We start from the raw sequence: 24352 nt of genomic DNA, 5'->3' as shown, positions 1-24352 counted from the left end.
GGGGGACGGTGGCCGTGAGGCCGCACGCCCACCAAGGCGGGGTAGGCGCGAGGCAACCCGCCCGCCGGGCAGCAGCGCGGGCGAGAGGGTGGCCCCGTCGGGCAGCGGCCGGAGGTTGGCGTGGCGTCAGCCGGGTGGCGGCGAGATCGGCGTGGTGCGTCCCGCAGTCGGCGGGCTGGACGCCGTGGCGCGGCCGGCGGCCGGGCGCCCCCGCGCATCAGCGGACCCTCGTGAAGACGTGGAAGCCGACCTCGTTCTCGCGGAAGCCGTACGGGGTGAAGGTGGTGTGGCGCAGGCCGAGTGGGGTCAGGAGGGTGGCGTACTCCGTCGCCGGGCGGTGCACGATGTAGTCGCCCCGGGGGCGGCGGGCCGGGGCGTTCTCGTCGGTGATGATCAGGCGGCCGGTGACGCGGACCAGGGAGGCGAGGTTGCGCAGGGCGGCGGACCATTCCTCGTCGTCCAGGACGTGGAAGAGGACGTCCAGGCACAGGACCGTGTCGTAGGGCCAGGGGCTGCGCCAGGCGTCGAGCGCGGCGACGGCGTAGCGCGGGCCGCCGCCCTCGGCGCGGGCGTGGGCGACGGCCTGTTCGCTGGTGTCGAAGGCGTCGACGCGGTGGCCGCAGCGGGCGAGGGCGCGGGCGAAGTGGCCCTTGCCGCAGCCCGCGTCCAGGACGAACAGCGGGGCCGTCGGGTCGGCCAGATCGCCGATCAGGGGGAGCAGGGCGCCCAGGCGCAGCGCGTAGAAGATCTCGTTGCCCGCCCGGTCCAGGCCGATGTGACCGCCGGAGGCGAGATGGTCATGGACGCGGTGACGGGTGTCCCAGTAGGAACGGGTCACGGCGCTGCCGGAGGTCTCGGGGGGTCGGGTGTCCTCGGGCGTGGAGGAGAACACCCCGGGGCTGTCGTGGGGGGCGCTGCCCTCGGCCGTGGAGGGGTCCGTCCCGCCGGTGACTTGGGGGCTGGCGTCCCCGGTCACGGAAGCGCCGGTCCCGCCACTGCCAGGAGGCCCGGCGCCCTCCGCCATGGACGCGCCTGTGCGCCCGCCGCCATATGGCCCGGCGCCCCCGGCCATGGAGAAGCCCGTCCCGCCGCCACTGCCGTGACGCCCAGCGCCCCCAGCCGCACCGCCATCAAACCCACGGGCCCCGGCGCCCTCCGCCATGGACGCACCCGCACGCCCGCTCCCGTACGGCCCAGCACCCCCCGCCGCAGGGAGGCCCGCCCCACCGCCGCCAAGAAGCCCGGCGCCCTCAGCCATGGTGGTCCAGCCACCGCGTGATGGTCGTCGCGATACGCGGGCCCGCGTGGCCGTCCCACAGGGGTGGGCCCTCTGTGGGGGGGTGGGGCGGCGTGTCCAGGGTTTTACGCAGGGCGGGGACCAGTTCGGTGGGGGCGACCAGGCGGTTGGTGCCGTGGGTGACCGTGACCGGGCGTTCGGTGGTCGTGCGCAGGGTCAGACAGGGGACGTTCAGGATCGTCGTCTCCTCCTGGACGCCGCCCGAGTCGGTGATCACAGCGGCGGCGCCGCGCACCAGGCTCATGAACTCGACGTAGCCCAGGGGGTCCAGGATGTGGATGCCGGGGGCGTCGGCCAGGCCCGCCGCGCCCAGGGCCGCCCGGCCCCGGGGGTGCAGGGGCACGGCCAGGTCGATCAGCCGGGCCGCCTCGGTCAGGGCGTGCACGGCGGCGCGTACCGCCTCCGGGTCGTCCACGTTGGCCGGGCGGTGCAGGGTGACCACGCCGTAGCGCTCGGGCAGGGCGTGGGACGTACGCGCTGCGGCCGGGTCGAAGCGGTCCATGTGGGTGAGCAAGGTGTCGATCATCGGGTTGCCGACCAGGTGGATCCGGTCGGCCGGGACACCCTCGCGGGCCAGATGCCCGATCGCCTCGGGGCTCGTCGCGAAGAGCAGCTCGGCGAGCTGGTCGACCAGGCGCCGGTTCACCTCCTCCGGCATCGCCATGTCGAAGCTGCGCAGCCCGGCCTCCACATGGGCCAGCGGGATGCCCAGCTTGGCCGCGACCAGCGCGGCGGCCAGGGTCGAGTTCACATCGCCGTAGACGATGACCAGCGCCGGATCCCGGGCGATCAGCTCGCCCTCCAGGGCGATCAGCAGCTCGGCCGTCTGACGGGCCTGGCTGCCGGAGCCCACGCCCAGGTCGGTGTCCGGCCGGGGCAGACCGAGCTGCCGGAAGAAGATGTCCGACATCCGCTCGTCGTAGTGCTGGCCGGTGTGCACCAGGACCTGATCACAGCCCGCCGTGCGCAGCGCGGCCACGACCGGTGCGGCCTTGACGAAGTTCGGCCGGGTGCCGACGACGTGGAGTACGCGCCCGTTCATGTGACCCCGTTCATGTCGTCCCTCTACCTAGTGCATGACCCAATTCATGACCTACTTCGTGGCCCACCTCATGGCCCACCTCATGGCCCACTCCATGCTTCATATCGCACTTGTCCTGTTTTTCCATCTAACGTTATGTCATGTCATGGCATATCCCCACACCGTCCCCTCGCACGCTCAGTCTGGCCGCCTCCGTCGCCTGGGGCGAGCTGCGTCATGACCCCGTCCGGGCGATGCTGCTCGGGGTGCGGACGCTGCCCCCGCCCGTGCGGCGGCGGGCCGGGGCGCTCGAACGGCGGCTCGCCGCGCGGGCCCGGGCGGCGGGTCCGGCGGCTGCTCCGGACGGGGGACGGGTGCCCCCGCCGATCCCCCGCTCGGCGGTACGGCCGGTGCCGGGGCGGGTGCTGCACCTGGTGACCAACTCACTGCCGGTCAAGCACGCCGGATACACCGTGCGCACCCAGAAGATCGCCGAGGCACAGCGGGCGTTGGGGCTCGACCCGCAGGTGGTGACCCGGATCGGGTTCCCCGTGGCGCAGGGGGTAGTGGCGGCCCGGGGAGTGGAATCGGTGGCCGGTGTGCCGCACCACCGGCTGCTGCCCTGGTGGCTGCCGTACGGGCAGTCCGCGCTGCTGGCCCGTAACGCGGAGTTGGCCGGGCGGCTGGTCGAGCGGCTGCGTCCGGCGGTGCTGCATCCGGCCACCGACCACGGCAACGGGCGGGTCGCGCTGGCGCTGCGCGCGTCCTACGGGCTGCCGGTGGTGTACGAGGTACGGGGCTTCCTGGAGGACACCTGGCTCACCCAGGCACCCGGCCGCACCCCCGCCGACCCCAGCTACCGGGCCCGGCGCGACCTGGAGACCTCCGTCATGCGCGAGGCGGACCTGGTGCTGACGCTGGGCGCGGCGATGAAGGCGGAGATCGTGGGGCGCGGGGTGCCCGAGGAGCGGGTGCTGATCGTGCCGAACGCGGTCGACGCGGCGTTCCTCGCCCCGCCGCCGGACGGGGCCGCGCTGCGGGCCCGGCTCGGGATCGCGCCGGAGGACTTCGTCGTCGGCACGGTCAGCACCCTTGCGCCACATGAGGGAATCGGCACGCTGCTCCATGCGGGTGCCGCGCTGCGGCGGCGCGGGGTGCCGGTACGGCTGCTGATCGTGGGGGACGGACCGCAGCGGGCCGAGCTTGCGGCGCTGGCCGCGCGGCTCGGTCTCGACGACGGTACGGCGCTGTTCACCGGCCGCGTTCCACACACCCAAGTACGCGCGTATCACGCGGTGTTGGACCTGTTCGCCGTGCCGCGCACCGATCAGCGGGTGTGCCGGACGGTGACCCCGCTGAAGCCGGTGGAGGCGATGGCGAGCGGGCTGCCGGTGGCCGCCAGCGACCTCCCGGCGCTGCGGGAACTCGTCAAGCCGGGAGAGACCGGACAGCTGATTCCACCTGATTCGCCGCAATCCTGGACTGAAAGTATGGAAAAACTCTATTACGGTCAGAACCGGTTCGAATGGGGATCGGCTGCGCGCGAGCTAGTGGCCCGCGACCGCACCTGGACGCGGGTCGCCGAGACGACCCGCGAGGCGTACCGCGCCCTCGGCGCCGTCTGAGGCGCGGGCCGCGCAGGTGCAGCCACCACCGCTGACGGGGAGGAATGCCCATGCAGGCCGCGCGCAGTAGTAGTCAGACCACGGACCCGAAGGTCACGAATCCGACGGTCACGAATCCGACGGTCACCGAACCGGAACTCACCGCCCCGGAACCCACGGACCCGGAGATCACGGCCGAGCTGGCGGTGATCGGGCTCGGCTATGTCGGACTGCCGCTGGCCCGGGAGGCCGCGACGGTCGGCCTGAGAGTCGTCGGCCTGGACCGGGACCCCGGCATCGTCGCGTCCCTCAACTCCGGACGCTCCCATGTGGACGACGTCCCGGACGACGACGTACGCGCGATGCTGGCCGCCGGATTCAGCGCCCACACCGACCCCGGCTGCCTGGCCCGCGCCCAGACCGTGGTGATCTGTGTGCCGACGCCGCTGAACAGCGACGGCGGGCCCGATCTGAGCGCGGTCACCGCGGCCGTGGAGGAGATCGCCGCCCGGCTGCGGCCCGGACAGCTCGTCGTCCTGGAGTCCACCACCTACCCGGGCACCACCGAGGAGGTCGTACGGCCGCTGCTGGAGCAGGTGTCGGGGCTGCGGGCCGGAGAGGACTTCTCGCTCGCCTTCTCCCCCGAGCGCATCGACCCCGGCAACCCCGGCTTCGGGCTGCGCGACACCCCCAAGGTGGTCGGCGGCTGCACCCCCGCCTGCGCGGCCCGCGCGGTCGCCTTCTACGGCAAGCTCGTCGACACCGTCGTCCAGGCCAAGGGCACCCGCGAGGCCGAGATGGCCAAGCTGCTGGAGAACACCTACCGGCACGTCAACATCGCCCTGGTCAACGAGCTGGCCGTGATCAGCCACGAACTGGGCGTCGACCTGTGGGACGCGATCCGCTGCGCGAGCACCAAGCCGTTCGGCTTCCACGCCTTCCGCCCCGGCGCCGGGGTCGGCGGCCACTGCATCCCCATCGACCCGAACTACCTCTCGTACAAGGTGCGCTCCTCGCTCGGCTACGAGTTCCGGTTCGTGGAGCTGGCGCAGGAGATCAACCGGCGGATGCCCGAGTACGTCGTGCGCCGCGCCCAGGATCTGCTCAACCACGCCGGACGGCCGCTGCACGGCTCCCGGGTGCTGCTGCTCGGCGTCACCTACAAGCCGGACATCGCCGACCAGCGGGAGAGCCCCGCGGTGCCGGTGGCCCGGCTGCTGCGCCGGCGGGAGGCGGACGTCCGCTTCCACGACCCGTACGTCCCCGAGTGGACCGTGGACGGTGTGCCGGTCCCGCGCGTGGACGACCCGATGGCCGCGGTCGCCGACCACGATCTGACGATCCTCCTCCAGGACCACTCCTCCTACGACCTGCCCGCCCTGTCCGACGCGGCCCGGCTGCTCTTCGACACCCGGGGGCGGATCTTCCGGCCCGGCGTCGAAGTGCTCTGACCTCGCGCGGGAGCCGAAAGGTGCTGCTCTGATGCGGATACTCGTGGTCACCGTCGTCCACCATCCGGAGGACGCGCGCATCCTCCACCGGCAGATCGCCGCGCTCAGGGAACGCGGCCATCAGGTGATGTTCGCGGCCCCGTTCGCCGCCCGCCAGGTCACCCCGCGCCCCGGCATCGAGGGCCTGGACCTGCCCCGGGCCGCCGGACGCGACCGCCGCGCCGCCCTGCGCGCGGCCCGCACCCTGCTGGCCGAACGCGGCCCCGACGCGGACGTGGTGATCCTGCACGATCCGGAACTGCTGCTCGCCCTGCCCGGCACCCTGCGCCGCTGGCGCCGCGAGGGCCGCGCCCCGGTCACGGTGTGGGACGTGCACGAGGACACCGCGGCGGCCCTGGTGATGAAACGCTGGGTCCCGGCCCCGCTGCGGCTCCCGCTGCGGGCGGCGGTACGGGCCGCGGAGCGCCTCGCGGAACGGCATGTACGGCTGCTGCTCGCCGAGGACGCCTACCAGGAACGTTTCCGGGGGCCCCACCCCGTCGTCCCCAACCTCCCGGTCGTGCCCCGCGAGCACCCCGCGCCGCCCGGCCCCGACCGGGCCGTCTATCTGGGCCATCTCTCCCGGGCGCGCGGCGCGCTCGACCTGATCGAGACCGCGCGGCTGCTGGCCCCCGAGGTACGGGTCGAGGTCGTCGGCGCCGCCGACCCCGAGGTCCGCGACGCGCTCACCGCCGCCGACCGCGACGGCGTGCTGCGCTGGCACGGCTACCTCCCCAACGACCGTGCCCTCGGTCTGCTCTCCGGCGCCCTGGCCGGGCTCTCCCTCCTGCACGACCAGCCCAACTACCGCCACTCGCGGCCCACCAAGGTCGTCGAGTACATGGCCCACGGCGTCCCCGTCGTCACCACCCCGAACCCGCTCGCCGTCGATCTGGTGCGGCGCCACCGCTGCGGACTCGTCGTCCCGTACGAGGATCCGGCCGCGGCGGCGATGGCGGTACGGCGGCTGCGCACCGACCCCGATCTGCGGCTCGGCTCCGCCGAACGCGGCCGGGAGGCGGCCCTGTCCGAGCTGGACTGGACCGGGCGGGGCACGGAGTTCGTGGACCTGCTGGAGCGGTGGGCGAAGGAACCGGAGGGTGTGCTCGTCTGACGCACGGTCACGCCTCCGCACTTGCTCTCCACTCCCTCAGGAGCACCACCACAGGAAGCGCTCGCAGGTCGGTGTCGGGGTGGGCTCCGGGGTGGGGTCCGGCTTGGGCGGGGCGGGCGGCGGTGCCGTGGTGGGCCGGGACGGGGACTCGCCGGCGGGCGTGGTCGGATGCGCGATGGGGACCGTGCCGCCCGGGTCAGTGGTGGGCGGCGGCGCCGAGGTCTCCGGCTCTTCCGGCTCCTCCGGGGACACCGATGACGTACCGGACGGGGACAGGGACGGCGAGGGTGACGGTGACGGTCCGTCATCAGGGGATCCGTCCGGGGACACCCCGGGCGTGGGCCACCCGCTCGCGGTCACCTCACCGGACGCGCCGCCCGCCCCCGACCCGTCCGCCCCCGACCCGTCCTCCGCGACGGCGGGCTCAGGGTCCCGGCCCGAGCCGTCGGTCCCGAGTTCGGCGAGGCTCAGCCCACCGGCGGCGAGCAGGAACCCGGCACCGGCGAGGAGCACCCGGCGCCTTCGGCGGCGATGCGCGGCGGCCTTGCGGTCCCGACGACCGGCGCCGGAGGGGTGGGCGCGGCGGGAGCGGGCGGGACGGCCCTCTTCGGGCCGGGCCAAGAGCCCAGCCCCATCAGGCGCATCGCCGTGGACATCGGACACGGCAGCCCCGCCCGTCTCCTGTTCGGCGGGGGCGCCGCACCCCGGGCAGGCGAGGGCGCCGTTGAGGTGCCTGTGGCACGGCTGGCAGTAATCCATGACGCCGGGAAGGTTAGGTTCCGCGGTGGTCGGGTTCCTAGGCCCGGCTGTGAAGGTTGTGTCGAAGTATCGAACAAACCCTCGGGCGTCACACTTCTCTCACATCCGTTGAACGGCCCTCGCCCCATCCCGCACCCGCCCGTACGGAGGTCGCCTGGCCGAGAGTCGCCTGGCGCGTTCGTGGGGTCGCATAGAGGCGGGCCGGTGGTGTCAACTGGACTTCCCGGAGCGGTCGGGACCGTACTGTGCACCGGCGGAGCGAGAGGCTGTGTCCATGCAGAACGTGCCTTGGGGATTGCGCTTGGTGACTGACCGGCTGCCGGTGTCGGCGCCGCCCTACGCGCGGGTTGAGCTGGACCCGTTGACGCAGCTTGCCCGCTACACCGACACAGCCGGGCAGGTCGTCGAGCTGGGAAAGCACGGAACGAGCAGGACGAAGGGCACCACGTCGAAATCCGGGGGATCGGGTGGCACCGACGGCCAGGCGCCGAAGCCCCAGGTCGAGGACGATGTGACGACCGACTACGACGCCGACTGATCCGGTGGGCCCTACGGTGTTGGTGGTGACGTCCCTGGAGGATGTCACCGCGGACCTCGTCATCGAGGAGCTGAACAGCCTCGGCGCCCGGGTCGTGCGGGTCGATCCGGCGGATATCGGCCCTGATCTGATGTTCGGGGCAGCGCTGGGCCCCCGCGGCTGGACGGGTTCGGTGACGACGCCGAGCCGCGTGGTGGCGCTGGAGAGAATCGGGGCCGTGTACTACAGAAGGCCGGGCCCCTGGCAGATGCCCCACCTTGCGGGAGCCGATGAGCGGACGCGTGCGTTCGCCGCGGTGGAGGCGAAGCATGGCCTCGGCGGCGTCCTGACGAACATTCCGGGGTGCAGGTACGTGAACCATCCGGCTGCCGTCACTCGGGCCGAGTTCAAAGCGGCCCAGCTCCAGACGGCCGTGGAGATCGGTCTGGTGGTGCCCCCGACGCTGATCGCCAATGACGCGAAGCGGGCGCGCGCCTTCGCCGCCGAGCACGGCCCGGTGGTCTACAAGCCCTTCCGGGGTCTGCCCGTCTCGGACGACGGGCAGGCCGGTGCGATCTGGGCTCAGCGGATCGACCCGGAGACGCTGGACGAGTCCGTCGCCCTGACGGCTCATCTGTTCCAGGCCGAGGTGCCGAAGACAGCGGACGCCCGGATCACGGTGGTGGGGCGGAAGGTCTTCGCCCAGCGGATCTGTGCCCCCGACGGCGTCCTGGACTGGCGCCGGGGCGACTGGGACGCGCTGGAGTACCAGCCGCTCGCCGTTCCGGCCGTAGTTGCCGAGGCCCTGGTCACGTACCTGGACGCCTTCGGGCTCGTCTTCGGCTGCTTCGACTTCGCTCTGCGGGAGGATCTTCCCCAGAATGCGCGGGAACGGTTCACGTTCATCGAGTGCAACCCCAATGGACAGTGGGGATGGCTACCGGACTCGGCCGACATCGCCGTAGCCTTCGCCCGCCTCCTGCTGGAAGGACCCCGACCATGACCAGCGCAGGCGAACCCGAGCGCGAGCAGCGAGCGGCGCGGCTCCGGAGCGAACTGGCCGCCGCCGTGGTGCGCGACGGCTGGGCCGATGGGTGGCGTCCGGCTGTGGAGACGGTCCCTCGGCACCGGTTCGCGCCCGGGTTCTACCTGCCGGCCGAGAAGCCCTCTCCCCGAGGGTTCACGTGGTGGGAACCGGTCACCCCCGAGTCGGACCCCGAACGGTGGCTCACCGCGGCCTACACCGACCAGAGCCTCGTCACCCAACTCGACGGCGATGAGCCCGACTGGGACCGTCCCGAGCCCCGCGACGGCGGCTCCCCCACCTCCTCGTCCACGCTGCCGTCGTTGGTCCTGCGGATGTGGGCGGACGCGGACCTGTCCGAGGGCCAGGACATCCTGGAGGTCGGCACGGGCACCGGTTACTCCACCGCGCTGGTCTGCGAACGGTACGGGTCCGACACCGTCACCACCCTGGAAGTCGACAACCACCGGCTCGAACAGGCGGCCAACGCCTTGTACAGCCTCGGCTACACCCCCGACCTGGCGGTCGCGGACGGCCTGTACGGCTACTGGCCGTCGGCCCCGTTCGACCGGATCGTCGCCGCCTGCTCCGTCCGTACCGTCCCCCGGGCGTGGATCGCGCAGACCCGGCCCGGAGGAAAGATCCTGGTGACCCTCGGTGGCTGGCAGTTCGGCTTCGGCCGCACCCTGCTCACCGTCCACGACGACGGCACCGCCAGCGGCCCGCTCCTGCCGGGAACCGTGTCCTTCATGCTCGCCCGCCCCCACCAGGCCCCCGCCTTCGGCAACCCCGCCCACTGGAACTCCCTCTTGGCCGACGCGGTTCCCACCACCGCCCGGCACACCATCGACTGGCTCACCGCCGAGACGGAGCAGGCGTTCTTCACCCGCTTCCTGGTCCAGTCGGCCCTGCCGACCAGCCAGATCACCACCGTCGACGGCACAACCTGTCTGATCGACATCACCACCGGCTCCGTGGCCGCGCTCACTCCCGACGGCGATCAACTGCGGGTCCGGCAGGCCGGGCCCATCCGCCTCTGGGACCGCGCCGAGGACGTCCTCAGCGCGCACGCGGCGGCGGGTCGGCCCGGTCCTGCCGCGTTTCGCCTCAGCGTCGACACGGTGGGGCAGTACCTCCAGCATCCGGAGATGCCCGCCATCCCCCTTGAATGAGCAGAAGGCCCCCGAACCCCGGCGCCGACATCCGGGCGGGGTACTCGGGTTCACCGACGCTGGGCGTCCAGCGGGACTGACGGCTCCAGCGCCGCGCGCAGCAGCGCGACCGTCTCCGGGTACGGGCCCGCCAACGCCCACTCCAGAGGCGTACGGCCACTCCCCTGCTCCTCCCTGAGGCCGGGATCGGCGCCGTGGGCGAGGAGTTCGCGTACGACGTCGGTGTGGCCCCAGCAGGCCGCCGCGCACAGCGGGGTGCCGTCGGCGCCGACTCCCGTGTTCTCGACGTCGGGGTCGGCGCCGGCGGTCAGCAGGACGCGGACCGCTTCCGCTTCGTCCTGCACCGAGGCCGTGTACAGCGCGGCCGTGCCGTCGGCGCCGGAGCGCAGCAGGGCGGTCGCCGTCCTGGTGTCACCCGTCCTCGCCGCCCGGTCCAGCTTGGCGGACAGTTTCTTGCTCTCGCGTCTCTTCACGGTCGCCGACCCTACGCGGCTGAGACGTCCCGAACAGCTTCAGCCAGCCCGGCACATCGACCTCGGCCCTGACCGTTTTCCCGGGCTGCCGGTCCAGCACCTCCCACCGGTCCGCGACCGCCGCCACGAGCATCAGCCCGCGCCCCGACTCGTCCAGCTCACCCGGGGCCCCGACCTCCCCCGGCCCCGGCGGATGGGACTCGCTCCTCGTATCGGTCACCTCGATCCGCACGCTGCCGGTCACCACCGACAGCCGCAGCTCGAAGTCCCGCCCGGGCACCCGCCCGTGCGTCACGGCGTTCGCCGCGAGTTCGGCCACCACGAGGGCGACTCTCTCGGATACGTCGGAGCCGTGGGGGATGCCCCAGATGTCGAGCCGGGTCCGGGCGAGGAAGCGCGCCAGCCTGGCGCAACGCGGTGTTGCGGGCAAACGCTCGGTGAACACGCGTACGGCGGCTTGTTGCTGGGGAGAAAGAGGAGTGGCCATGACTTAAATGTCGGCCGCTGTGAGCCACTTCACTAGGGCAAATCCGCGTACGCTGCGCGAGCGTACGCGGTTACCCTCTGGACAGTACCGGTCACGTCCCGTAACGATGCTGGGTGTCAAGATGCAGCGGGGACGTGTGCGAGAGGTGGCCAAAGGTGAGCGGTGGTAACGCGTCGGGGGCGAGTGGGAGGAAGGGCAGTGAGCCGGAATCCTCGGACAGTATGCGGACGTTCGGCGCGGTGCATCAGGCACTGCGCGAGCACGCGGGCCTGAGCAGGGAGGAGTTCGCCGATCTGGTCAATTTCTCCAAACACACGGTCGCGTCGGTCGAGCTGGGACGACGGATGCCGGACCCGGACTACGTGGAGATGGCGGAGGCGGCTCTGGGGAACACGGGGGCGTTGCGGAAGCCCCTGGAACACGTGGCACGGCAGCCGGGGTTGGCGGCGTGGTTCAGCCAGTGGGCGCAACTGGAGGCCACTGCGATCACGCTGTACGGGTATGACTCCCGAGTTGTTCCGGGGATGCTCCAGACCGAGGCGTACGCACGGAAGCTGTTCGCCGACGTGTTGCCTCCCTTGACGGACGACCAGATCGAGAAGCAGTGGGTGGCGCGCGCCAAGCGGCAACGGGTGCTGCACGAGCGGCCGAACACCGCGTTCGGCTTCATTCTGGAAGAGCACCTTTTCCTGCGGCGTACGGGCGGAACAGACGTAACCCGCGAACTCATCGATCACATCCTGGAGATCTCGGAGCTACGCAATGTCGAGATCCAGATCATGCCGCTCGTGAGGGAATCACACGCCGGGATGCAAGGTCCCATGTGGCTGCTGGAGACCCCGGCGAACAAGTGGTTCGCGTACACGGAAGCACCGGAGAGCGGTCAGTTGATCTCCGACCGCAAGATCGTGAGCATGCTCCAGCAACGGTATGCCAGGATGCGTTCACAGGCTCTCCCCCTTGAGGAGTCCGTGAGCCTGCTACACCGGATGCGAGGAGCCCTATGAGCACGCCCGAACTGACTTGGTTCAAGTCGAGCTACAGCAGCGGTTCCGGAGACAACTGCGTCGAGGTCGCCACGTGCCCGGAGACCATCCACGTACGTGACTCCAAGAACGCGCACGGCCCGCACCTGGCCCTCTCCCCCACCACCTGGGGTAACTTCCTCACCCAGCTCACCCACTGAACACCCTGCGCCCCGGGCACCGGAACCGGTACCCGGGGCGCACGCATGTCACTTCAGTGGGCGGCGCTGACCTCGGCCGGTTCCGGGTCCACCTGGTCGGTCAGGTCGCGCTCGCGCAGATGCGCCCGGATCGAGTACGTCAGGGCGGCAGCCCACAGCGCGTACGCGGCGATGTAGACCAGGACCCTCGTGGTGTCGGAGACGGAGAGCCAGTCGCTGTTCATGAGCGTGCGGGCGTTGGTGACGATGATGACGCCGCCCACCGCCGAGCCCAGGATGCGGGGCGGCAGCAGCCGTACCAGCCAGGCGGCCAGCGGCGCGGCCAGCAGGCCGCCGATGAGGAACGCGGCGACCCAGGCGAAGTCGATGCCCTGGGAGCCCAGGGAGAAGAGAAAACCGAGGCTCGCGGCCACCGCCACCAGGAATTCGCTGGTGTCGATCGAGCCGATGACCTTACGGGGTTCCATCCGGCCGGAGGCCAGCAGCGCGGGCGTGCCGACCGGGCCCCAGCCGCCCCCGCCGGTCGCGTCGAGGAAACCGGCGACCAGGCCCAGCGGGGTCAGGAAGCGGCGGCGCAGCGGGGCGCCCAGGCGGGTGCGCGGGAGGCCGCGCAGGGTGAAGCGGATCAGGACATAGGCGCCGAGGCCCAGCAGGATGACGGACATCAGGGGGGCGGCGACATCGGTGGAGAGGTTGGACAGGACCGTCGCTCCGAGGAACGCGCCGACCGCTCCCGGTACCCCGATCCGCGCCACGACCTTCCAGTCCACATTGCCGAACCGCCAGTGCGAGGCCCCGGACATCAGCGTCGTACCGATCTCGGCCAGGTGCACGGTGGCGGAGGCGGCGGCCGGGTTGGTGCCGAGGGCCAGGAGCAGGGTGGTCGAGGTCACCCCGTAGGCCATGCCCAGGCTGCCGTCCACCAACTGGGCTCCGAAGCCCGCGAGGGCGAGCAGGATCAAGGTGCGCATGGCGGCGTCCGTCCGTCGTCGTCGTATTCGATTCCCTGTATTCCCACCGGGTGGGTAGGAATGCACGGTCACGGACCTTAGACGGGGTGCCTGTCAGGACGCTTTGAGTGCATTCGGAATTCTCTGACCTGCGACAATGAGACTTTCTCAGCGATGACCCCGATGGTTGTCAGTACTTACTCACCCAGCCCACAGGCTCCTCGTAGGCCCGGGGAACACGATCTTCTCGTTGTCACAGAGCGAGGAGTTCTTGGATGAACGACTACGACCCGACCAACGCCACCCCGGCGGAGTCGGAGCCGGCAACCACGACGACCGATGTGCGCGTACGCCCCCCGCGCGCACGCCGGTTGCTGACCAGGAGGACCGGCGGAGCGCTTGTCGCCGCCGGGCTGACCTGCGCGGTCGCGGGATTCGCCGGTACGTCGGCGGCGTCCGCGTCACCGTCCGGCACCACGACCTCGGCGGTGCTGGCGGACGTCACCCCGTCCCCGACGCCCACGGCGCCGGAGGGCGGAGCGGTCGCGGGTCCGGCGGCGGGCGGGGCGACCGGCATCGTCGCGACGACCTCGAAGGACAGCTTCACCTTCACCACGGCAGCGGGTGTGACGGTGACCGTGAACGAGTCGTCGTCCACCAAGTACACGAACGGCAGCCGGAGCGCGACCGAGAAGGTGGTGAAGAAGGGCGAGAGCGTGCTGGTGCTGGGCACGGTCGACAGCGCGACCATCGACGCCACGAAGGTCAACGTCCAGCCGAACGGCGACGGCGGAGTGGCCGCCGCCGAAGCGGCCGGGGTGATCGAGTTCCAGCAGGGCACCCCCTCCCCCGACCAGTCGGTGGGTGAGATCCCCGAGTACACCGAGGGCGAGGGCACCATCCTCAGCGGCACGGTGGCCGACAAGGCGGTCAAGGCCGCGCAGGAGGTCGTCCCCGGCGGGGTCAACGACCGGGTGGTGGAGCTGTCGAACGGTGAGTACGAGGTTCACAACATCAGCGTGAACTGGCCGCACCACGTGTTCGTGAACGAGGACTTCGAGGTGATCGGCTGGAACTGAGGCCGCTGGAACCGAGGCCGAATGGCCGGCCGGCGGCTCAGTCGCCGGCCGGCGCCGGGCTGTCCAGCCGCTGCACCAGGTCCCGCAGGAGCGGGCCGTACTCGGGGTGGGCCAGGGCGTGGGCCATCTGGGCCACCAGGTAGTCGGCGGGGTTGCCCGTGTCGTACCACGTGCCGCTGATGACCTGGCCGTAGACCGCGCGGCCGACGGCGTACGCGTTGATCGCGTCGGTCAGATAGACCTCGCCGACCGGCTTGCCCTTCTCCCGGGCCTCGTACCAGCGGCGGGTCTGCTCCCGCAGTTCGTCCACGATGCCCGGCGTGATGACATAGCCGCCGATGGCCGCGTACGCGGAGGGCGCGTCGGTGGGCTTGGGCTTCTCCACCAGCCCGGTGATCCTCAGCTGTCCGCCGCCCAGGTCCTCCTTCACGATCGGCACGCCGTAGCGCTGGGACTCACCCCGGTCCATGGGCAGCAGCGCCAGCACCGGGCAGCCCGTCTGCTCATAGGCGCGGATCAGCTGCTGGGCGCGCGGCACCTCCGCCACGAACACGTCATCGGGCCACAGCACCAGGACGGGCTCGTCGCCGAAGGACCGGGCGGCGTTCAGTACGGGGGTGCCGTTGCCGTACGGGCCGTACTGGTCGAGGTAGGTGATGTGGCCGCTGCGAGCGAGCCCGGCGACCTCCTCCACCGCGTCCGCGTACGCGGTCTTGCCGTCGGCGCGCAGCTGTTCCACCAGGCCCGGGTTGGGCCGGAAGTGGTCCTGGATCAGGGACTTGCCCCCGCTGACGACAATCGTGATGTCGGTGATGCCGGAGTTCACCAGTTCCCGCACGGTGTGCTCGATGACCGGCTTGTCACCGACCGGCAGCATCTCCTTCGGGGTCGCCTTGGTCAGCGGCAGCAGACGGGAACCGAGCCCTGCGGCGGGAATCACGGCCCTGCGGATCGTCGGAGGCATCAGGTCTCTCTCGGTCGGTCGGCACGCCGGCCCGGCGGGGACGGCGGGGCGTCTTTGACGCTACCAATGCGCGGCCCGGACCGGCGGGCGGTCAGGGGTTGATCCAGGACGCCGGGTCCGCCGCGAGTTCCCGGACCGGGTCCGGGAGGGAAGCGCCCGCGATGTCCGCGATCGTGACGCCCTCCAGGATCTTGCGGACGTTGGCGCGCAGCGCGATCCACAGGGGGAGGAGGGGTTCGGCGGAGCCGGTGTAGGTGAGGGTCGTGGGGCGTTCGCCGCGGACGGAGACGATCGGGCCGTCCACCGTGCGGATCACGTCGGCGACGGTGATCTTCGCGGCGTCGCGGGCGAGGCGGTAGCCGCCGCCTCCGCCGCGCCGGCTCTCCACGATGCCGCCGCGCCGCAGATCGCCGAGGATTCCTTCCAGGAACTTGTGCGGGATGTCCTGGACGGCGGCGACCGTCTCCGCCTTCACCGGTTCACCGCCCGCCCGTACGGCGAGTTCCAGTACCGCCCGCACCGCGTAGTCCGCCCTAGCCGAGATCCTCATACGCCCATTGTGCGGTGCGTGCGGGACTGGAACTTGCCGGGTGGGTGGGGGAACGGGGTGCCGTGGGGACCATCCCGGTGGCGAGGGGCGCGGCCGCGCGGGTACGGGGTACGGGGTTCGGCCGAGGCCACCGGGCCGTGGGAGCCGGCTCCGGCGGCGGGGTCCCGTGGGCGCCACCCCGGTGGCGATGGGCGCAGCCGCGCGGGTACCGGGTTCGGCCGACGGGCACCGGGACGTGGGAGCCGGCTCCGGCGGCGCGTGGGTGGGCGAACGGGGTCCCGTGGGCGCCACCCCGGCGGTGACGGGCGCAGCCGCGCGGGTACCGGGTTCGGCCGACGGGCACCGGGACGTGGGAAGCGGCTCCGGCTGCCCCTGTCATGCCGCTCAGCTCCGCATCGAGCACCGAACCGGGCCGTCGCGGCAACGGCGCTTTCCGGCCGTACCGTTGGCGGTGGGCCGGTCATCGGGGGCCTCGCGCGTGACGCGGACACTGCCAGCCGCGTAACCTCGGACAAGCTGCCGGACGGCGGTGAGAAGGGGGTCCGATGAGCATCGCGGGCACGCTCGCGCTGGATCCCGCCGCCCGCACGGGCGAGTTGTACGGCTCGTCCGTCCGGGTCCCCGAGGCCGTGCCGGCGATCGGGGTACCCGCCGCTCCGCGACTCCGGAAGGACCCGAGGCCCCGCCGCCCCACCCGCGACCCGCTGCTGCCGACGCCCACGCGCCACCCGCTGCCGTCGCCGCCACCCGCCCCGCACTTCGGTGTGGAGCCGCCGCGGCCGGCGTACGGCACCGCCCGTGTCCTCGGCTCCGGGCCCGTGCGGGTGCCCGCCGCGACCGTGCGGGACGCCCTGACCAGGCGTCGGGCGGATGCCGCCGATGCGGAGCCCGGCGGAGCCTTCCGCCATGAGTGACCCCACCACCACAGCGACGCCGAACGACCAGACGACCCCGGGGAAGAAACGTGCGTACGAAGAAGGAGATGCGCCGGCTCGCCGACGCCCTCATCGCGTCCCTGCCGGTACCCACACCGGCCGACCCCGAGGCCCTGTTCGCCGCGCTGGTCACCGCCGTCGGGCAGTGGCGGGGGCGCGAGGTCGTGCTGCACCGGGAGGTGTTCCCGCCACACACCGCCAGCGGCCTGTGGCTGAACCGGGAGGCCCGCGACGACATCGTGGTCGACCGGCGGGCCGCCGTCTGGCACCAGATCGTGATCTTCTGCCACGAGGTGTGGCACATGCACCGCGAACCCCACCCCGCGGCGGCCGCTGACGCCCCGGCCGCGCTGCGCACCGACTTCTGTCTCGCGGAGGAGCAGGAGGCCGACCGGTTCGGCATGCTGATGGGGCAACGGCTGCGCACCCTCCTGGAGTCGCCGCCCGGCCCCGACCCGGACGCCGACGACGGCCCGGCGGGGCTCGCCGGACGGATCGGGGCGGCCCTCAACTACCGGGGGAACCGGGGATGAGCGGCCTCGTCAACTACATCAGCTGCGCGATGCTGTGGCTCGGCCTCGCGGTGAAGCTGCCGGACCTGCTCCGCCATCCCCAGGACCCCTTTCTGCGGGCGATCTGCGCGGTGCTGGGTCTCGCCGGGCTGTCCTTCGTGCTGGGGGCGCCGCCCACGGTGGGCGCGATCAACGACCTCAGCGGGATACCCAACCTGGCCGCGCCGATGACGTACGCGACGATCACCGCGTACAGCGCGGCCTCCCAGGTGCTGGTGGTGTGCTGGCGGGGCGGGCCCCGAACGCACCGGATCTCCCGGCGCTGGATCGTCGCCTACGCGTTCGTGGTGCTCGGCATCGCCGTGACGTTCACGCTGGGCGAGGCCCCGGTGGAGCGCCGTACCGACCTCGACACCTACTACGCCACGACCCCGTTCATCGCCCAGATGATCGTGCTGTACCTGGTCACGCATCTCTTCGCGGTCGCCGTCACCACCGTCTCCGCGCTGCGCTGGGCCCGGCAGGTGCACGGCTGGCTGCGCGCCGGGCTGGTCATCCTCGGCATGGGCACCCTGTGCGCCTCCGGCTACAGCCTGGCCAAGCTCGCCGCGGTCGCGGCCCGCTGGTTCGGCCACGACTGGTCCGCGCTGGACACCGACGTCTCACGCGCGGCGGCCGGGCTCGGCGCCTTCGCCACGTCCATCGGCGTACTGATCCCGCTGGCCGGGCCCGCGCTGACCCGCTGGCTCGCGTCCTGGCGCACCTACGCCCGGCTCGCCCCGCTGGAGCGCGAACTGGACGATGTGCTCACCCGGCGGTCGCTGCGGCTGGCCCGCCCGCGCTGGGCGGCGCCCGCCACCCGGCTGATGTGGCGCCAGACCAGCATCCACAACGCCCTCAGCTACCTGGACGCGTTCTTCGACCGGGTGCTGTACGACCGTGCCCTCGACGGCGAACTGCGGGCCACCGGCGATCCCCGGCGGGCCGAGGCCACCGCCTGGGCGGCCGTCATCGCCGCCGCGGCCCACGACGAACGCGGTGGCGGCCCACCCCCGGACGCCGGACGCCTGCCCGGCGAGGGCCCCGCCGCGGGCGCCCTGGTCGCCATCGCCCGCGCCCTGGCGACCTCCCCGCTCGTCGCCGCCGCCCGCCTCGGCGCGCTCGCGGCCGACGGGGCGGCTGCGGCGGCGCAGGCCGGCGCGCTCAACGGGGCCGGCCCGGTGAGCGGGGGGTGGGGCGGGCAGTCGCGGGGCGGCGAGGGGCTGCGCGAGGGCCTGCGCGAGGGGCGCGGCGCATGAGCCTCGTGGTGTACCTCGCGGCGGCACTGCTCGCGCTGGCCGCCGCGGTGCTGTTCCGGCGGCCCCTCGCCACCACGCGCAATCCGCTGACCGTCTCGACCTGTATGTCCATCACCCTGGGCGCCCTGGTGTTCGTCTGCTCGGCCCCGCTGACGCTGGCCGTGGTCAACGACCTCACGGGCGTCCCCAACTTCGGTGCGCCGCTGACGTACGGGCTGCTGTCGGCGTACAGCTGCTCGCTGCTGATCCTGCTGATCCACTGGCGGGGCGGCCCGCCCGAGCGGGTCCGGCGGACGGTGCTGCGCTGTGTCACCGCCTACGGCGCGCTCATCGTCGTCATCGTGGTCCTCTTCGTGCACGCCGACGCCGATGTCGAGCGGCTCGCCGACCTCGACACGTACTACGCCACCACCCCGTTCATGCGCGAGATGACCGTGCTCTACCTGGTCGGGCACAGTGTGTCGACCGTGGTGATGTGCGCGCTGTGCCTGAAGTGGCTGCGTGAGGTCACCGGGCTGCTGCGGGCCGGGCTGCTGCTGATCATGGCGGGCTCGGCGGTGGACCTGGTGGGGTTCCAGCTGGCCAAGTACACGGCGGTGGCGGCGCGTTGGGCGGGCGGTGACCTCGACTTCCTGTCCACGTCGGTGGCCCCGCCGATGGCCTCCCTCGCCGCGCTGCTGTGCTCGGCAGGCTTCACCCTGCCCCGGCTGCTGCCGCCGGCCCGCGCGCACTGGCGCTGTCTCGGCGACCATCGCAGGCTGCGGCCCCTGTGGACGCGGGTACGGTCCGTCTCCGTCGCGCCCCTGCCGCCGGGCGGCTGGTGGCAGTCGCCGCGGCAGCGGCTGCACTGGCGTGAGGTGGCCATACATGACGCGCTGCTGGCGCTCGCGCCCTACTTCGACGACAGCGTGCGCGAGCGGGTCCGGGACACCGCGGTGCGGGCCGGGCGCCCGGCGCACGAGGCGCGGATGACCGCCGAGGCGGCGATGCTCACCGACGCGGCGCGGCGGGCCGCTGCGGGGGAGCAGCCGCTGGAACCACCGAGTACGTACCGGCTCTACGCCACCGAGGTCTGCGACAGCAGCGGATTGGTCGAACTGGCCCACGCCGTACGGCAGTCACCGGTCTCCGACACAGCTTGCGAAGGTACGGTGAGGACTTCCCATGGCCTGAACCATGGCTGATTCTGATCCTTAGGGAGTCCCATGTCGTCGCGTCCCATGTCGTCGCGTCCCACGTCGCGTAGAGCTGTCGTCATCGGCGCCGGGCTGGCGGGCATGCTGGCCGCGGCGGCCCTGGACGGCGTCGTGGACGAGGTGCTGGTGCTGGACCGCGACGACCTGCCCGAGGGACCGGAGCACCGCCGGGGGCTGCCGCAGGGACGCCACGCCCATCTGCTGATGGCCGGGGGCATCGCCGCGATGGAGGAACTGGTGCCGGGCGGGCGGCTGCGCAAGGCGCTGCTCGCCGCGGGCGCCCACGAGATATCGCTGGGCAGAGGCATGGTGGCGCTCACCCCGCACGGCTGGCTCAGACGCTGGCGGCACGACGGGCCGCACATGATCACCTGCACCCGGGCGCTGCTGGACTGGACGGTACGGCAGACGGTGGTGGAGAGCACCCGAGTGGAGATCCGCCGGGGACGGGTGGAGGGCCTGCTGGGCGACGGGGGGCGGGTGACGGGCGTCCGGGTGTCGGGGTCGGATTCCAATGGGTCCGGCGAGGCCGGCGAGGACCTCGGGGCGGACCTGGTGGTCGACGCGAGCGGACGTGGGTCGCGGGTGCTGCACTGGCTCGAAGTGATCGGGATCTCCGGGATCACCGAGCGGACGGTGGACGCCGGGCTGGTCAACGCGACGCGCATCTACCGGACGCCGCCCGGCGCGGAGCGCTTCCCGCTCACGATGGTGCAAGCCGACCCGTACGCGTCCCGGCCCGGCCGCAGCGCGATGGTGCTGCCGATCGAGGGGGACCGCTGGATGGTGAGCCTCGCCGGTACCCGGGGCGGTGAGCCGCCCGCCGACCCGGAGGGTTTCCTCCGGTACACGCTCGACCTGCCCGACCCCATCGTCGGCCGGCTGATCTCCGGCGCCGAGCCGCTCACGGACGTCCGTATCGGCCACAGCACCAGCAATGTGCGGCGGTACCTGGAGAAGGCGCGGCGCTGGCCCGAGGGTTTCGTGGCCCTCGGCGACGCGGTCGCCACCTTCAACCCGGCGTACGGACAGGGCATGTCGGTCGCCGCGTTCGGCGCGCGGGTCCTGTCCCAGGAGGTACGGCGTACGGGACTGGCGGCGCCGGAACTGGCGCGGCGGGTCCAGCGGAGGCTGGCCCGGACGGTGGACGCCGCCTGGACGATGGCCGTCAGCCAGGACGTCTGGTACCCCGAGGCACGCGGCGGCGGCCCCGGCTTCACCGACCGCCTGACAGCGGCGTACTCGCGCCGCCTGACGGGGGCGGCGACGGGGTCCTACGTCGCGGCGTCCGCACTGTGGGATGTCACCAGCCTGACGGCGGGCCCGACCCGCCTGCTCCGACCGGGCGCGGTACTGGCAGCGACGCTGGGCTCCCCCCTGCCACCCCTGGCGGGACCGCCGTTGACTCCGGAGGAGCGGGGGGTACTGCGCGGGCTGGACCGTACGGGGGTTGCCGGGGCGGGGGATGAGGGTGCGGGGCATTGAGGGTACGGGCGTTGGGGTTGCGGGTCCTTGAGCGTGCGGGTGGGTTCGGGTGACCGGGGGGACGATGCGCAGCCCGGCGAGAACAGGGTGCCGCCCGAGCCCACCCGTGCCGCCCTTGGCGGCACGATTGCCCGCGGATCGACGAGGGCGGGCGGGGCGACTGCCCGCGGATTGACGGGGAGGGCGGGACGACTGCTCGCGGGCTAGCGTGGGAGTGGCGGCGCGGCAACGCCCTCAGGGGCGCGGGGAACTGCGCGACCAGCCCCCACCCGCCCCCAGCCGCTCCACCACCGCAGCCACCCACCACCACCGCCCCCAAGCCGGCGGCAGCTACGACTCGCCGAGTCGGCCTCTCAGCCGCTGCGCCCGCAGGACCAGCTCCAGTTCGAAGCGGCGGTCCGGGTTGTCTATCTCGTCGCCCCACAGTTCGCGGATCTGGCGCAGGCGGTAGCGGACGGTCTGGGGGTGGACGCCCAGGCGGGACGCGACCTCGGGGGCGCCGCCCCGGGTCTCCAGCCAGGCCAGCAGGGTTTCCGCCAGGCGGCGGCCGTGGGTCGGGCCGCAGTGCACCAGGGGGGCCAGCGCCCGCAGGGCTAGGTCGTCGATCAGTTCCTCGGGCTGGAGCAGGACCAGGGCCTCGGTGTGCTCGGTGCAGAACACCACCTCCCCGGCCGGCAGCAACCCCCGCTCCATCAGCCGTACCGCCGCCTCCGCCCAGCGCAGCGACTTCGCCGCGTCGGCCAGCGCGACCGGCGGCCCGATCGCCCCCGCCCACCCGGCGAGCGCCCGGTGCAGCAGCTCATGGCGGCCGGCGGCACCCGGCTCGGGCACCACCATGCGCGGCTGCTCGTACTCCATGTCCAGCAGCACCCCCTGACCGACGGCCGGCGCCACCGCCTCCCGCGCCGGGCGCAGCAGCACCCCGACGGCCACCCTCCGCGGCAGCGGCCACCCGATCTGCGCGGCCCGCTCCGCGAGCGCCTCGGCCGGGTCACCCCGGTGGCGTTCGACGAGGAGGAGTTCCATCAGGCGGCGCTGGAGACGCAGTCGTTCCCCGGCCTGCCGCGCCGCGGCCTCGGCGTACCCCCGTACCGACTGGTCGACCAGGCCGTCGAGATACTCGTACCCCGCGTCCACCAGCTCGTACATCGCCGGTGGCGGGATCTCCACGCGCTGCCCGATGTCGGCGAAACGGCGCCAGGCCAGACGTACGCCCATGCGGTAGATGGCCTGGAGCGAGTCCAGGCTGCGCCCGCCCAGGCCCTCGCCCCGGCCGAAGTCGTGGAAGACGCCGGGCGGGACCGTGGGGCGGCCCTCGGACTTCTCCAGGTGCTGGACGAACACCTCGATGGCGCGGCGGATGCCGACCAGCGCCATCGGCTCGCCGTTCTCGTCCAGCACGACGGGCAGATGCGGGTACTCGCGGCGGATCTCCCGCATGATGTCCTCGGCCAGGCCGGGGGCCTCGGCCAGGGCGATCGACGCGAACCTGCGCACCTGCAAGCGCGGTACGTCGTGCCAGGCGGAGCGGGGGGTGAGGGCGGGGGCGACAGCCGGGCGGGTGGTCACGGCTCAGCTCCCCTGACCTGCTTGCTCGTAGGTGATCAGTGGTGTGTTCGGTTGCTCGGGCGTGGCTTCGAGCAGCGCGACGACGCCGAACGCGGCGGCCACGGCTAGCGCGGCGGCGGCCACGACGGTCAGTGATGCGGCGAGCAGTCTGGACATCGCAGGGTCAGCCTCTCTGGTCCTGAGGTCGTCCCACCCCTGCCTGTCGGAGTCAGTGTTGATGCGTGTGCACGTGCCGTCAAGGGGCCATACCTCCCGACACTCATGAAATGACGTGACGTCAGCTCCCCCGGACCCCGAAATTGTCACCTCCGTGAGTAGCCGTACGGAACGCGTAAGCGAAAACTGTGCCACCCCACCCCCGCACACTCCGTTCACAGTCGACTCCCAGAAGACACGTCCCGTATCCCCCGATTCCGCCCCCTGTCGCGTTCCCCCACCGAGTTCCGCACCCTGACGAGTTGGAGCTCCCATGCCCCAGCACGTGCCGTCCCCGCCGCGTGCCACCCTCTCCCGGCCGCAGCACACCATGGCCCCGCTCGCGGTGCCGCGGCGCATCACCTTCCTCGCCCATCGCGACCTCGGCAATCCGGCCGCCGGCGGCTCCGAGCTGCTGGTCGACCGGCTCGCCGACGGGCTGACCCGCCTCGGCCACCAGGTCACCCTGGTGTGCGGCGGGCCCGCCTCCCCGCCGGCCGCCTACCGGACGGTGTCGGCGGGCGGCGCCTACGGCCACTACCTGCGCGCCCGGTCCGTGTTCGCCCGCGAGGTCGGCGAGACCGATCTGCTGGTGGAGGTCTGCAACGGCATGCCCTACCTCGCCCCCCTCTGGCATCGCGGGCCGACCATGTGCCTGGTCAACCATGTGCACAGCGATCTGTGGGGCATGCGGTTCGGCGGCCCCCTGGCCCCGGCCGCCCGACTGGGCCGGCGGCTGGAGCACTGGGCGCTGAGCGGAGCGGTACGGCACAACAGTCTGCTGGTCGCCGTGTCCCCGTCCACCGCCCAGGCGCTGCACGCGCTCGGCGTGGCCCACGACCGCATCCGGGTCGTGCACAACGGCGTCGCGGAACCCGGGCCGCGCACCGCGCGTTCCCCCGAGCCGCTGTTCGTGGCCGTCGGACGGCTCGTCGAGTACAAGCGCATCGATCTGCTGCTGCGGCTGTGGGAACGGGTGCGCCCGGTCACCGGCGGGCGGCTGCTGATCGTCGGCGACGGGCCCGAACGCGAGCGGCTGGAACGGCTCGCCGGGCCCGGTGTCGAGTTCACCGGGCATGTCTCCGAGGCCGAGAAGCACCGGCTGCTGTGCGCGGCCTGGCTGCTGCTGCATCCGTCCGCCGTGGAGGGGTGGGGGCTGGTGGTGACCGAGGCGGCGGCTCGGCGGACGCCGACGGTCGCGTTCGATGTGCCGGGGCTTCGGGACTCCGTCGTGGATGGGGAGACGGGGGTTTTGGCTCGGGGGGAGTCCTCGTTCGCCGCGGCTTGGTGTTCGTTGGCCTTGTCGGCGGAGCGGCGTGCGGCTATGGGGGGTGCGGGGGTTTCGCTGGCCTCGGGGTTTCGGTGGGGGCGGACTGTTCGGGGGTTTCGGGCGGTTGCCGGGGAGGCGTATCGGTTGGGGAGGGGCGGCTATGCGGTGGGGGGGTGACGATGTGTTTCGAGTGCGGGTGCGTTGT

At 72.6% G+C, this 24352-nt stretch carries 25 protein-coding genes; 15 read left to right on the top strand and 10 right to left on the bottom strand.

The annotated features are described in order from the left end of the window. Window positions 1–217 precede the first annotated feature (217 nt). Together ACFRFC_RS16935 and wecB are read right to left on the bottom strand one after the other, a co-directional pair. Window positions 218–976, bottom strand: a complete 759-nt coding sequence (locus ACFRFC_RS16935; protein ID WP_382685892.1) for a class I SAM-dependent methyltransferase — start codon at window positions 974–976, stop codon at window positions 218–220. Between the two features lie 274 nt (window positions 977–1250). Further along, window positions 1251–2339 (bottom strand): non-hydrolyzing UDP-N-acetylglucosamine 2-epimerase, encoded by a 1089-nt coding sequence (wecB, locus tag ACFRFC_RS16930; protein WP_382685889.1) that lies wholly within the window; start codon window positions 2337–2339, stop codon window positions 1251–1253. Window positions 2340–2479: 140 nt separating this feature from the next. On the opposite strand from wecB, the gene ACFRFC_RS16925 reads away from it, so the two are divergent. The 3 genes from ACFRFC_RS16925 (at window position 2480) to ACFRFC_RS16915 (ending at window position 6526) form a co-directional block, all read left to right on the top strand. After that, complete coding sequence (locus ACFRFC_RS16925) at window positions 2480–3943, top strand: glycosyltransferase (protein ID WP_382685886.1); 1464 nt, start codon at window positions 2480–2482, stop codon at window positions 3941–3943. 167 nt (window positions 3944–4110) lie between these two features. Then, window positions 4111–5373 (top strand): nucleotide sugar dehydrogenase, encoded by a 1263-nt coding sequence (locus tag ACFRFC_RS16920; RefSeq protein ID WP_382686431.1) that lies wholly within the window; start codon window positions 4111–4113, stop codon window positions 5371–5373. Between the two features lie 31 nt (window positions 5374–5404). Further along, complete coding sequence (locus ACFRFC_RS16915; protein ID WP_382685884.1) at window positions 5405–6526, top strand: glycosyltransferase; 1122 nt, start codon at window positions 5405–5407, stop codon at window positions 6524–6526. A 36-nt stretch (window positions 6527–6562) separates the two neighbouring features. Here the strand turns inward: ACFRFC_RS16915 and ACFRFC_RS16910 are convergent, their stop codons facing one another. Beyond that, complete coding sequence (locus ACFRFC_RS16910) at window positions 6563–7147, bottom strand: hypothetical protein (protein ID WP_382685882.1); 585 nt, start codon at window positions 7145–7147, stop codon at window positions 6563–6565. 412 nt (window positions 7148–7559) lie between these two features. On the opposite strand from ACFRFC_RS16910, the gene tgmA reads away from it, so the two are divergent. From tgmA to tgmC, 3 genes are read left to right on the top strand one after another with little or no spacing between them, the layout of a single operon-like run. Next, a complete protein-coding gene (gene tgmA / locus ACFRFC_RS16905) occupies window positions 7560–7823 on the top strand; it encodes a putative ATP-grasp-modified RiPP (protein ID WP_382685880.1) in 264 nt (87 codons plus the stop codon). Window positions 7824–7848: 25 nt separating this feature from the next. Then, window positions 7849–8805: an ATP-grasp ribosomal peptide maturase gene (tgmB, locus tag ACFRFC_RS16900; RefSeq protein ID WP_382685878.1), complete on the top strand. Its 957-nt coding sequence runs from the start codon at window positions 7849–7851 to the stop codon at window positions 8803–8805. Then, a complete protein-coding gene (tgmC, locus tag ACFRFC_RS16895; RefSeq protein WP_382685875.1) occupies window positions 8802–9998 on the top strand; it encodes an ATP-grasp peptide maturase system methyltransferase in 1197 nt (398 codons plus the stop codon). Before tgmB ends, tgmC begins: the two co-directional genes overlap by 4 nt. A gap of 50 nt (window positions 9999–10048) precedes the next feature. Here tgmC and ACFRFC_RS16890 read toward each other — a convergent pair whose 3' ends face one another. Both ACFRFC_RS16890 and ACFRFC_RS16885 read right to left on the bottom strand, forming a co-directional pair. Further along, the gene (locus tag ACFRFC_RS16890; protein ID WP_382685873.1) at window positions 10049–10471 is read right to left on the bottom strand and encodes an ankyrin repeat domain-containing protein; all 423 of its coding nucleotides are present in this window, start codon (window positions 10469–10471) and stop codon (window positions 10049–10051) included. Further along, window positions 10410–10958: an ATP-binding protein gene (locus tag ACFRFC_RS16885; RefSeq protein ID WP_382685871.1), complete on the bottom strand. Its 549-nt coding sequence runs from the start codon at window positions 10956–10958 to the stop codon at window positions 10410–10412. The genes ACFRFC_RS16890 and ACFRFC_RS16885 overlap by 62 nt, the downstream gene beginning before the upstream one ends. A gap of 221 nt (window positions 10959–11179) precedes the next feature. On the opposite strand from ACFRFC_RS16885, the gene ACFRFC_RS16880 reads away from it, so the two are divergent. Continuing rightward, window positions 11180–11965 carry a Scr1 family TA system antitoxin-like transcriptional regulator gene (locus ACFRFC_RS16880; protein WP_382685869.1) on the top strand — a complete coding sequence of 262 codons (786 nt, stop codon included), beginning with the start codon at window positions 11180–11182 and terminating at the stop codon, window positions 11963–11965. Beyond that, window positions 11962–12144, top strand: a complete 183-nt coding sequence (locus tag ACFRFC_RS16875; protein WP_382685867.1) for a DUF397 domain-containing protein — start codon at window positions 11962–11964, stop codon at window positions 12142–12144. The genes ACFRFC_RS16880 and ACFRFC_RS16875 overlap by 4 nt, the downstream gene beginning before the upstream one ends. A 53-nt stretch (window positions 12145–12197) precedes the next feature. On the opposite strand, the gene ACFRFC_RS16870 is transcribed toward ACFRFC_RS16875, so the two are convergent. Then, window positions 12198–13115 carry a sulfite exporter TauE/SafE family protein gene (locus ACFRFC_RS16870; protein ID WP_382685865.1) on the bottom strand — a complete coding sequence of 306 codons (918 nt, stop codon included), beginning with the start codon at window positions 13113–13115 and terminating at the stop codon, window positions 12198–12200. Between the two features lie 254 nt (window positions 13116–13369). Here ACFRFC_RS16870 and ACFRFC_RS16865 point away from each other — a divergent pair, with 254 nt between their 5' ends. Further along, entirely contained in the window at window positions 13370–14173 is an 804-nt protein-coding gene (locus tag ACFRFC_RS16865; RefSeq protein ID WP_382685862.1) for a hypothetical protein, read from the top strand. A 37-nt stretch (window positions 14174–14210) separates the two neighbouring features. On the opposite strand, the gene ACFRFC_RS16860 is transcribed toward ACFRFC_RS16865, so the two are convergent. Further along, the gene (locus ACFRFC_RS16860; protein WP_382685860.1) at window positions 14211–15137 is read right to left on the bottom strand and encodes a UTP--glucose-1-phosphate uridylyltransferase; all 927 of its coding nucleotides are present in this window, start codon (window positions 15135–15137) and stop codon (window positions 14211–14213) included. Between the two features lie 91 nt (window positions 15138–15228). After that, entirely contained in the window at window positions 15229–15687 is a 459-nt protein-coding gene (locus tag ACFRFC_RS16855) for an RrF2 family transcriptional regulator (RefSeq protein ID WP_382685857.1), read from the bottom strand. 545 nt (window positions 15688–16232) lie between these two features. On the opposite strand from ACFRFC_RS16855, the gene ACFRFC_RS16850 reads away from it, so the two are divergent. From ACFRFC_RS16850 to ACFRFC_RS16830, 5 genes are all read left to right on the top strand, one after another. Beyond that, the gene (locus tag ACFRFC_RS16850; RefSeq protein ID WP_382685854.1) at window positions 16233–16601 is read left to right on the top strand and encodes a hypothetical protein; all 369 of its coding nucleotides are present in this window, start codon (window positions 16233–16235) and stop codon (window positions 16599–16601) included. A gap of 50 nt (window positions 16602–16651) precedes the next feature. Then, a complete protein-coding gene (locus tag ACFRFC_RS16845) occupies window positions 16652–17155 on the top strand; it encodes a toxin (protein ID WP_382685852.1) in 504 nt (167 codons plus the stop codon). Then, window positions 17152–18432, top strand: a complete 1281-nt coding sequence (locus ACFRFC_RS16840) for an MAB_1171c family putative transporter (RefSeq protein WP_382685850.1) — start codon at window positions 17152–17154, stop codon at window positions 18430–18432. The genes ACFRFC_RS16845 and ACFRFC_RS16840 overlap by 4 nt, the downstream gene beginning before the upstream one ends. Then, window positions 18429–19616, top strand: coding sequence for an MAB_1171c family putative transporter (locus ACFRFC_RS16835; RefSeq protein ID WP_382685847.1), 1188 nt, complete (start codon window positions 18429–18431; stop codon window positions 19614–19616). Before ACFRFC_RS16840 ends, ACFRFC_RS16835 begins: the two co-directional genes overlap by 4 nt. Before the next feature lie 93 nt (window positions 19617–19709). Next, window positions 19710–21113, top strand: coding sequence for an NAD(P)/FAD-dependent oxidoreductase (locus ACFRFC_RS16830; protein ID WP_382686428.1), 1404 nt, complete (start codon window positions 19710–19712; stop codon window positions 21111–21113). Between the two features lie 330 nt (window positions 21114–21443). On the opposite strand, the gene ACFRFC_RS16825 is transcribed toward ACFRFC_RS16830, so the two are convergent. Together ACFRFC_RS16825 and ACFRFC_RS16820 are read right to left on the bottom strand one after the other, a co-directional pair. Continuing rightward, window positions 21444–22682, bottom strand: coding sequence for a PucR family transcriptional regulator (locus ACFRFC_RS16825; protein WP_382685844.1), 1239 nt, complete (start codon window positions 22680–22682; stop codon window positions 21444–21446). A 3-nt stretch (window positions 22683–22685) separates the two neighbouring features. Next, window positions 22686–22838, bottom strand: a complete 153-nt coding sequence (locus ACFRFC_RS16820; protein ID WP_382685841.1) for a hypothetical protein — start codon at window positions 22836–22838, stop codon at window positions 22686–22688. Between the two features lie 313 nt (window positions 22839–23151). Between ACFRFC_RS16820 and ACFRFC_RS16815 the strand changes: the two genes are divergently transcribed. Continuing rightward, a complete protein-coding gene (locus tag ACFRFC_RS16815) occupies window positions 23152–24324 on the top strand; it encodes a glycosyltransferase family 4 protein (protein WP_382685839.1) in 1173 nt (390 codons plus the stop codon). The last annotated feature ends 28 nt before the right edge of the window (window positions 24325–24352 follow it).

The sequence above is a fragment of the Streptomyces sp. NPDC056734 genome (assembly GCF_042790455.1).
GTDB lineage: Bacteria > Actinomycetota > Actinomycetes > Streptomycetales > Streptomycetaceae > Streptomyces.
This window is presented reverse-complemented; position numbering and strand designations above follow the sequence as displayed.

Excerpts from the sequence above, each read along its gene's own strand:
- ACFRFC_RS16915 (WP_382685884.1), top strand. The coding sequence starts at position 5,405 with ATGCGGATACTCGTGGTCACCGTCGTCCACCATCCGGAGGACGCGCGC.
- ACFRFC_RS16925 (WP_382685886.1), top strand. The coding sequence starts at position 2,480 with ATGTCATGGCATATCCCCACACCGTCCCCTCGCACGCTCAGTCTGGCC.
- ACFRFC_RS16820 (WP_382685841.1), bottom strand. The coding sequence starts at position 22,838 with ATGTCCAGACTGCTCGCCGCATCACTGACCGTCGTGGCCGCCGCCGCG.
- ACFRFC_RS16850 (WP_382685854.1), top strand. The coding sequence starts at position 16,233 with ATGAGCATCGCGGGCACGCTCGCGCTGGATCCCGCCGCCCGCACGGGC.
- wecB (WP_382685889.1), bottom strand. The coding sequence starts at position 2,339 with ATGAACGGGCGCGTACTCCACGTCGTCGGCACCCGGCCGAACTTCGTC.
- ACFRFC_RS16885 (WP_382685871.1), bottom strand. The coding sequence starts at position 10,958 with ATGGCCACTCCTCTTTCTCCCCAGCAACAAGCCGCCGTACGCGTGTTC.
- ACFRFC_RS16835 (WP_382685847.1), top strand. The coding sequence starts at position 18,429 with ATGAGCCTCGTGGTGTACCTCGCGGCGGCACTGCTCGCGCTGGCCGCC.
- tgmA (WP_382685880.1), top strand. The coding sequence starts at position 7,560 with ATGCAGAACGTGCCTTGGGGATTGCGCTTGGTGACTGACCGGCTGCCG.
- tgmC (WP_382685875.1), top strand. The coding sequence starts at position 8,802 with ATGACCAGCGCAGGCGAACCCGAGCGCGAGCAGCGAGCGGCGCGGCTC.
- ACFRFC_RS16860 (WP_382685860.1), bottom strand. The coding sequence starts at position 15,137 with ATGCCTCCGACGATCCGCAGGGCCGTGATTCCCGCCGCAGGGCTCGGT.
- ACFRFC_RS16830 (WP_382686428.1), top strand. The coding sequence starts at position 19,710 with ATGCTGGCCGCGGCGGCCCTGGACGGCGTCGTGGACGAGGTGCTGGTG.
- ACFRFC_RS16815 (WP_382685839.1), top strand. The coding sequence starts at position 23,152 with ATGCCCCAGCACGTGCCGTCCCCGCCGCGTGCCACCCTCTCCCGGCCG.
- ACFRFC_RS16870 (WP_382685865.1), bottom strand. The coding sequence starts at position 13,115 with ATGCGCACCTTGATCCTGCTCGCCCTCGCGGGCTTCGGAGCCCAGTTG.
- ACFRFC_RS16880 (WP_382685869.1), top strand. The coding sequence starts at position 11,180 with ATGCGGACGTTCGGCGCGGTGCATCAGGCACTGCGCGAGCACGCGGGC.
- ACFRFC_RS16840 (WP_382685850.1), top strand. The coding sequence starts at position 17,152 with ATGAGCGGCCTCGTCAACTACATCAGCTGCGCGATGCTGTGGCTCGGC.
- ACFRFC_RS16865 (WP_382685862.1), top strand. The coding sequence starts at position 13,370 with ATGAACGACTACGACCCGACCAACGCCACCCCGGCGGAGTCGGAGCCG.
- ACFRFC_RS16875 (WP_382685867.1), top strand. The coding sequence starts at position 11,962 with ATGAGCACGCCCGAACTGACTTGGTTCAAGTCGAGCTACAGCAGCGGT.
- ACFRFC_RS16855 (WP_382685857.1), bottom strand. The coding sequence starts at position 15,687 with ATGAGGATCTCGGCTAGGGCGGACTACGCGGTGCGGGCGGTACTGGAA.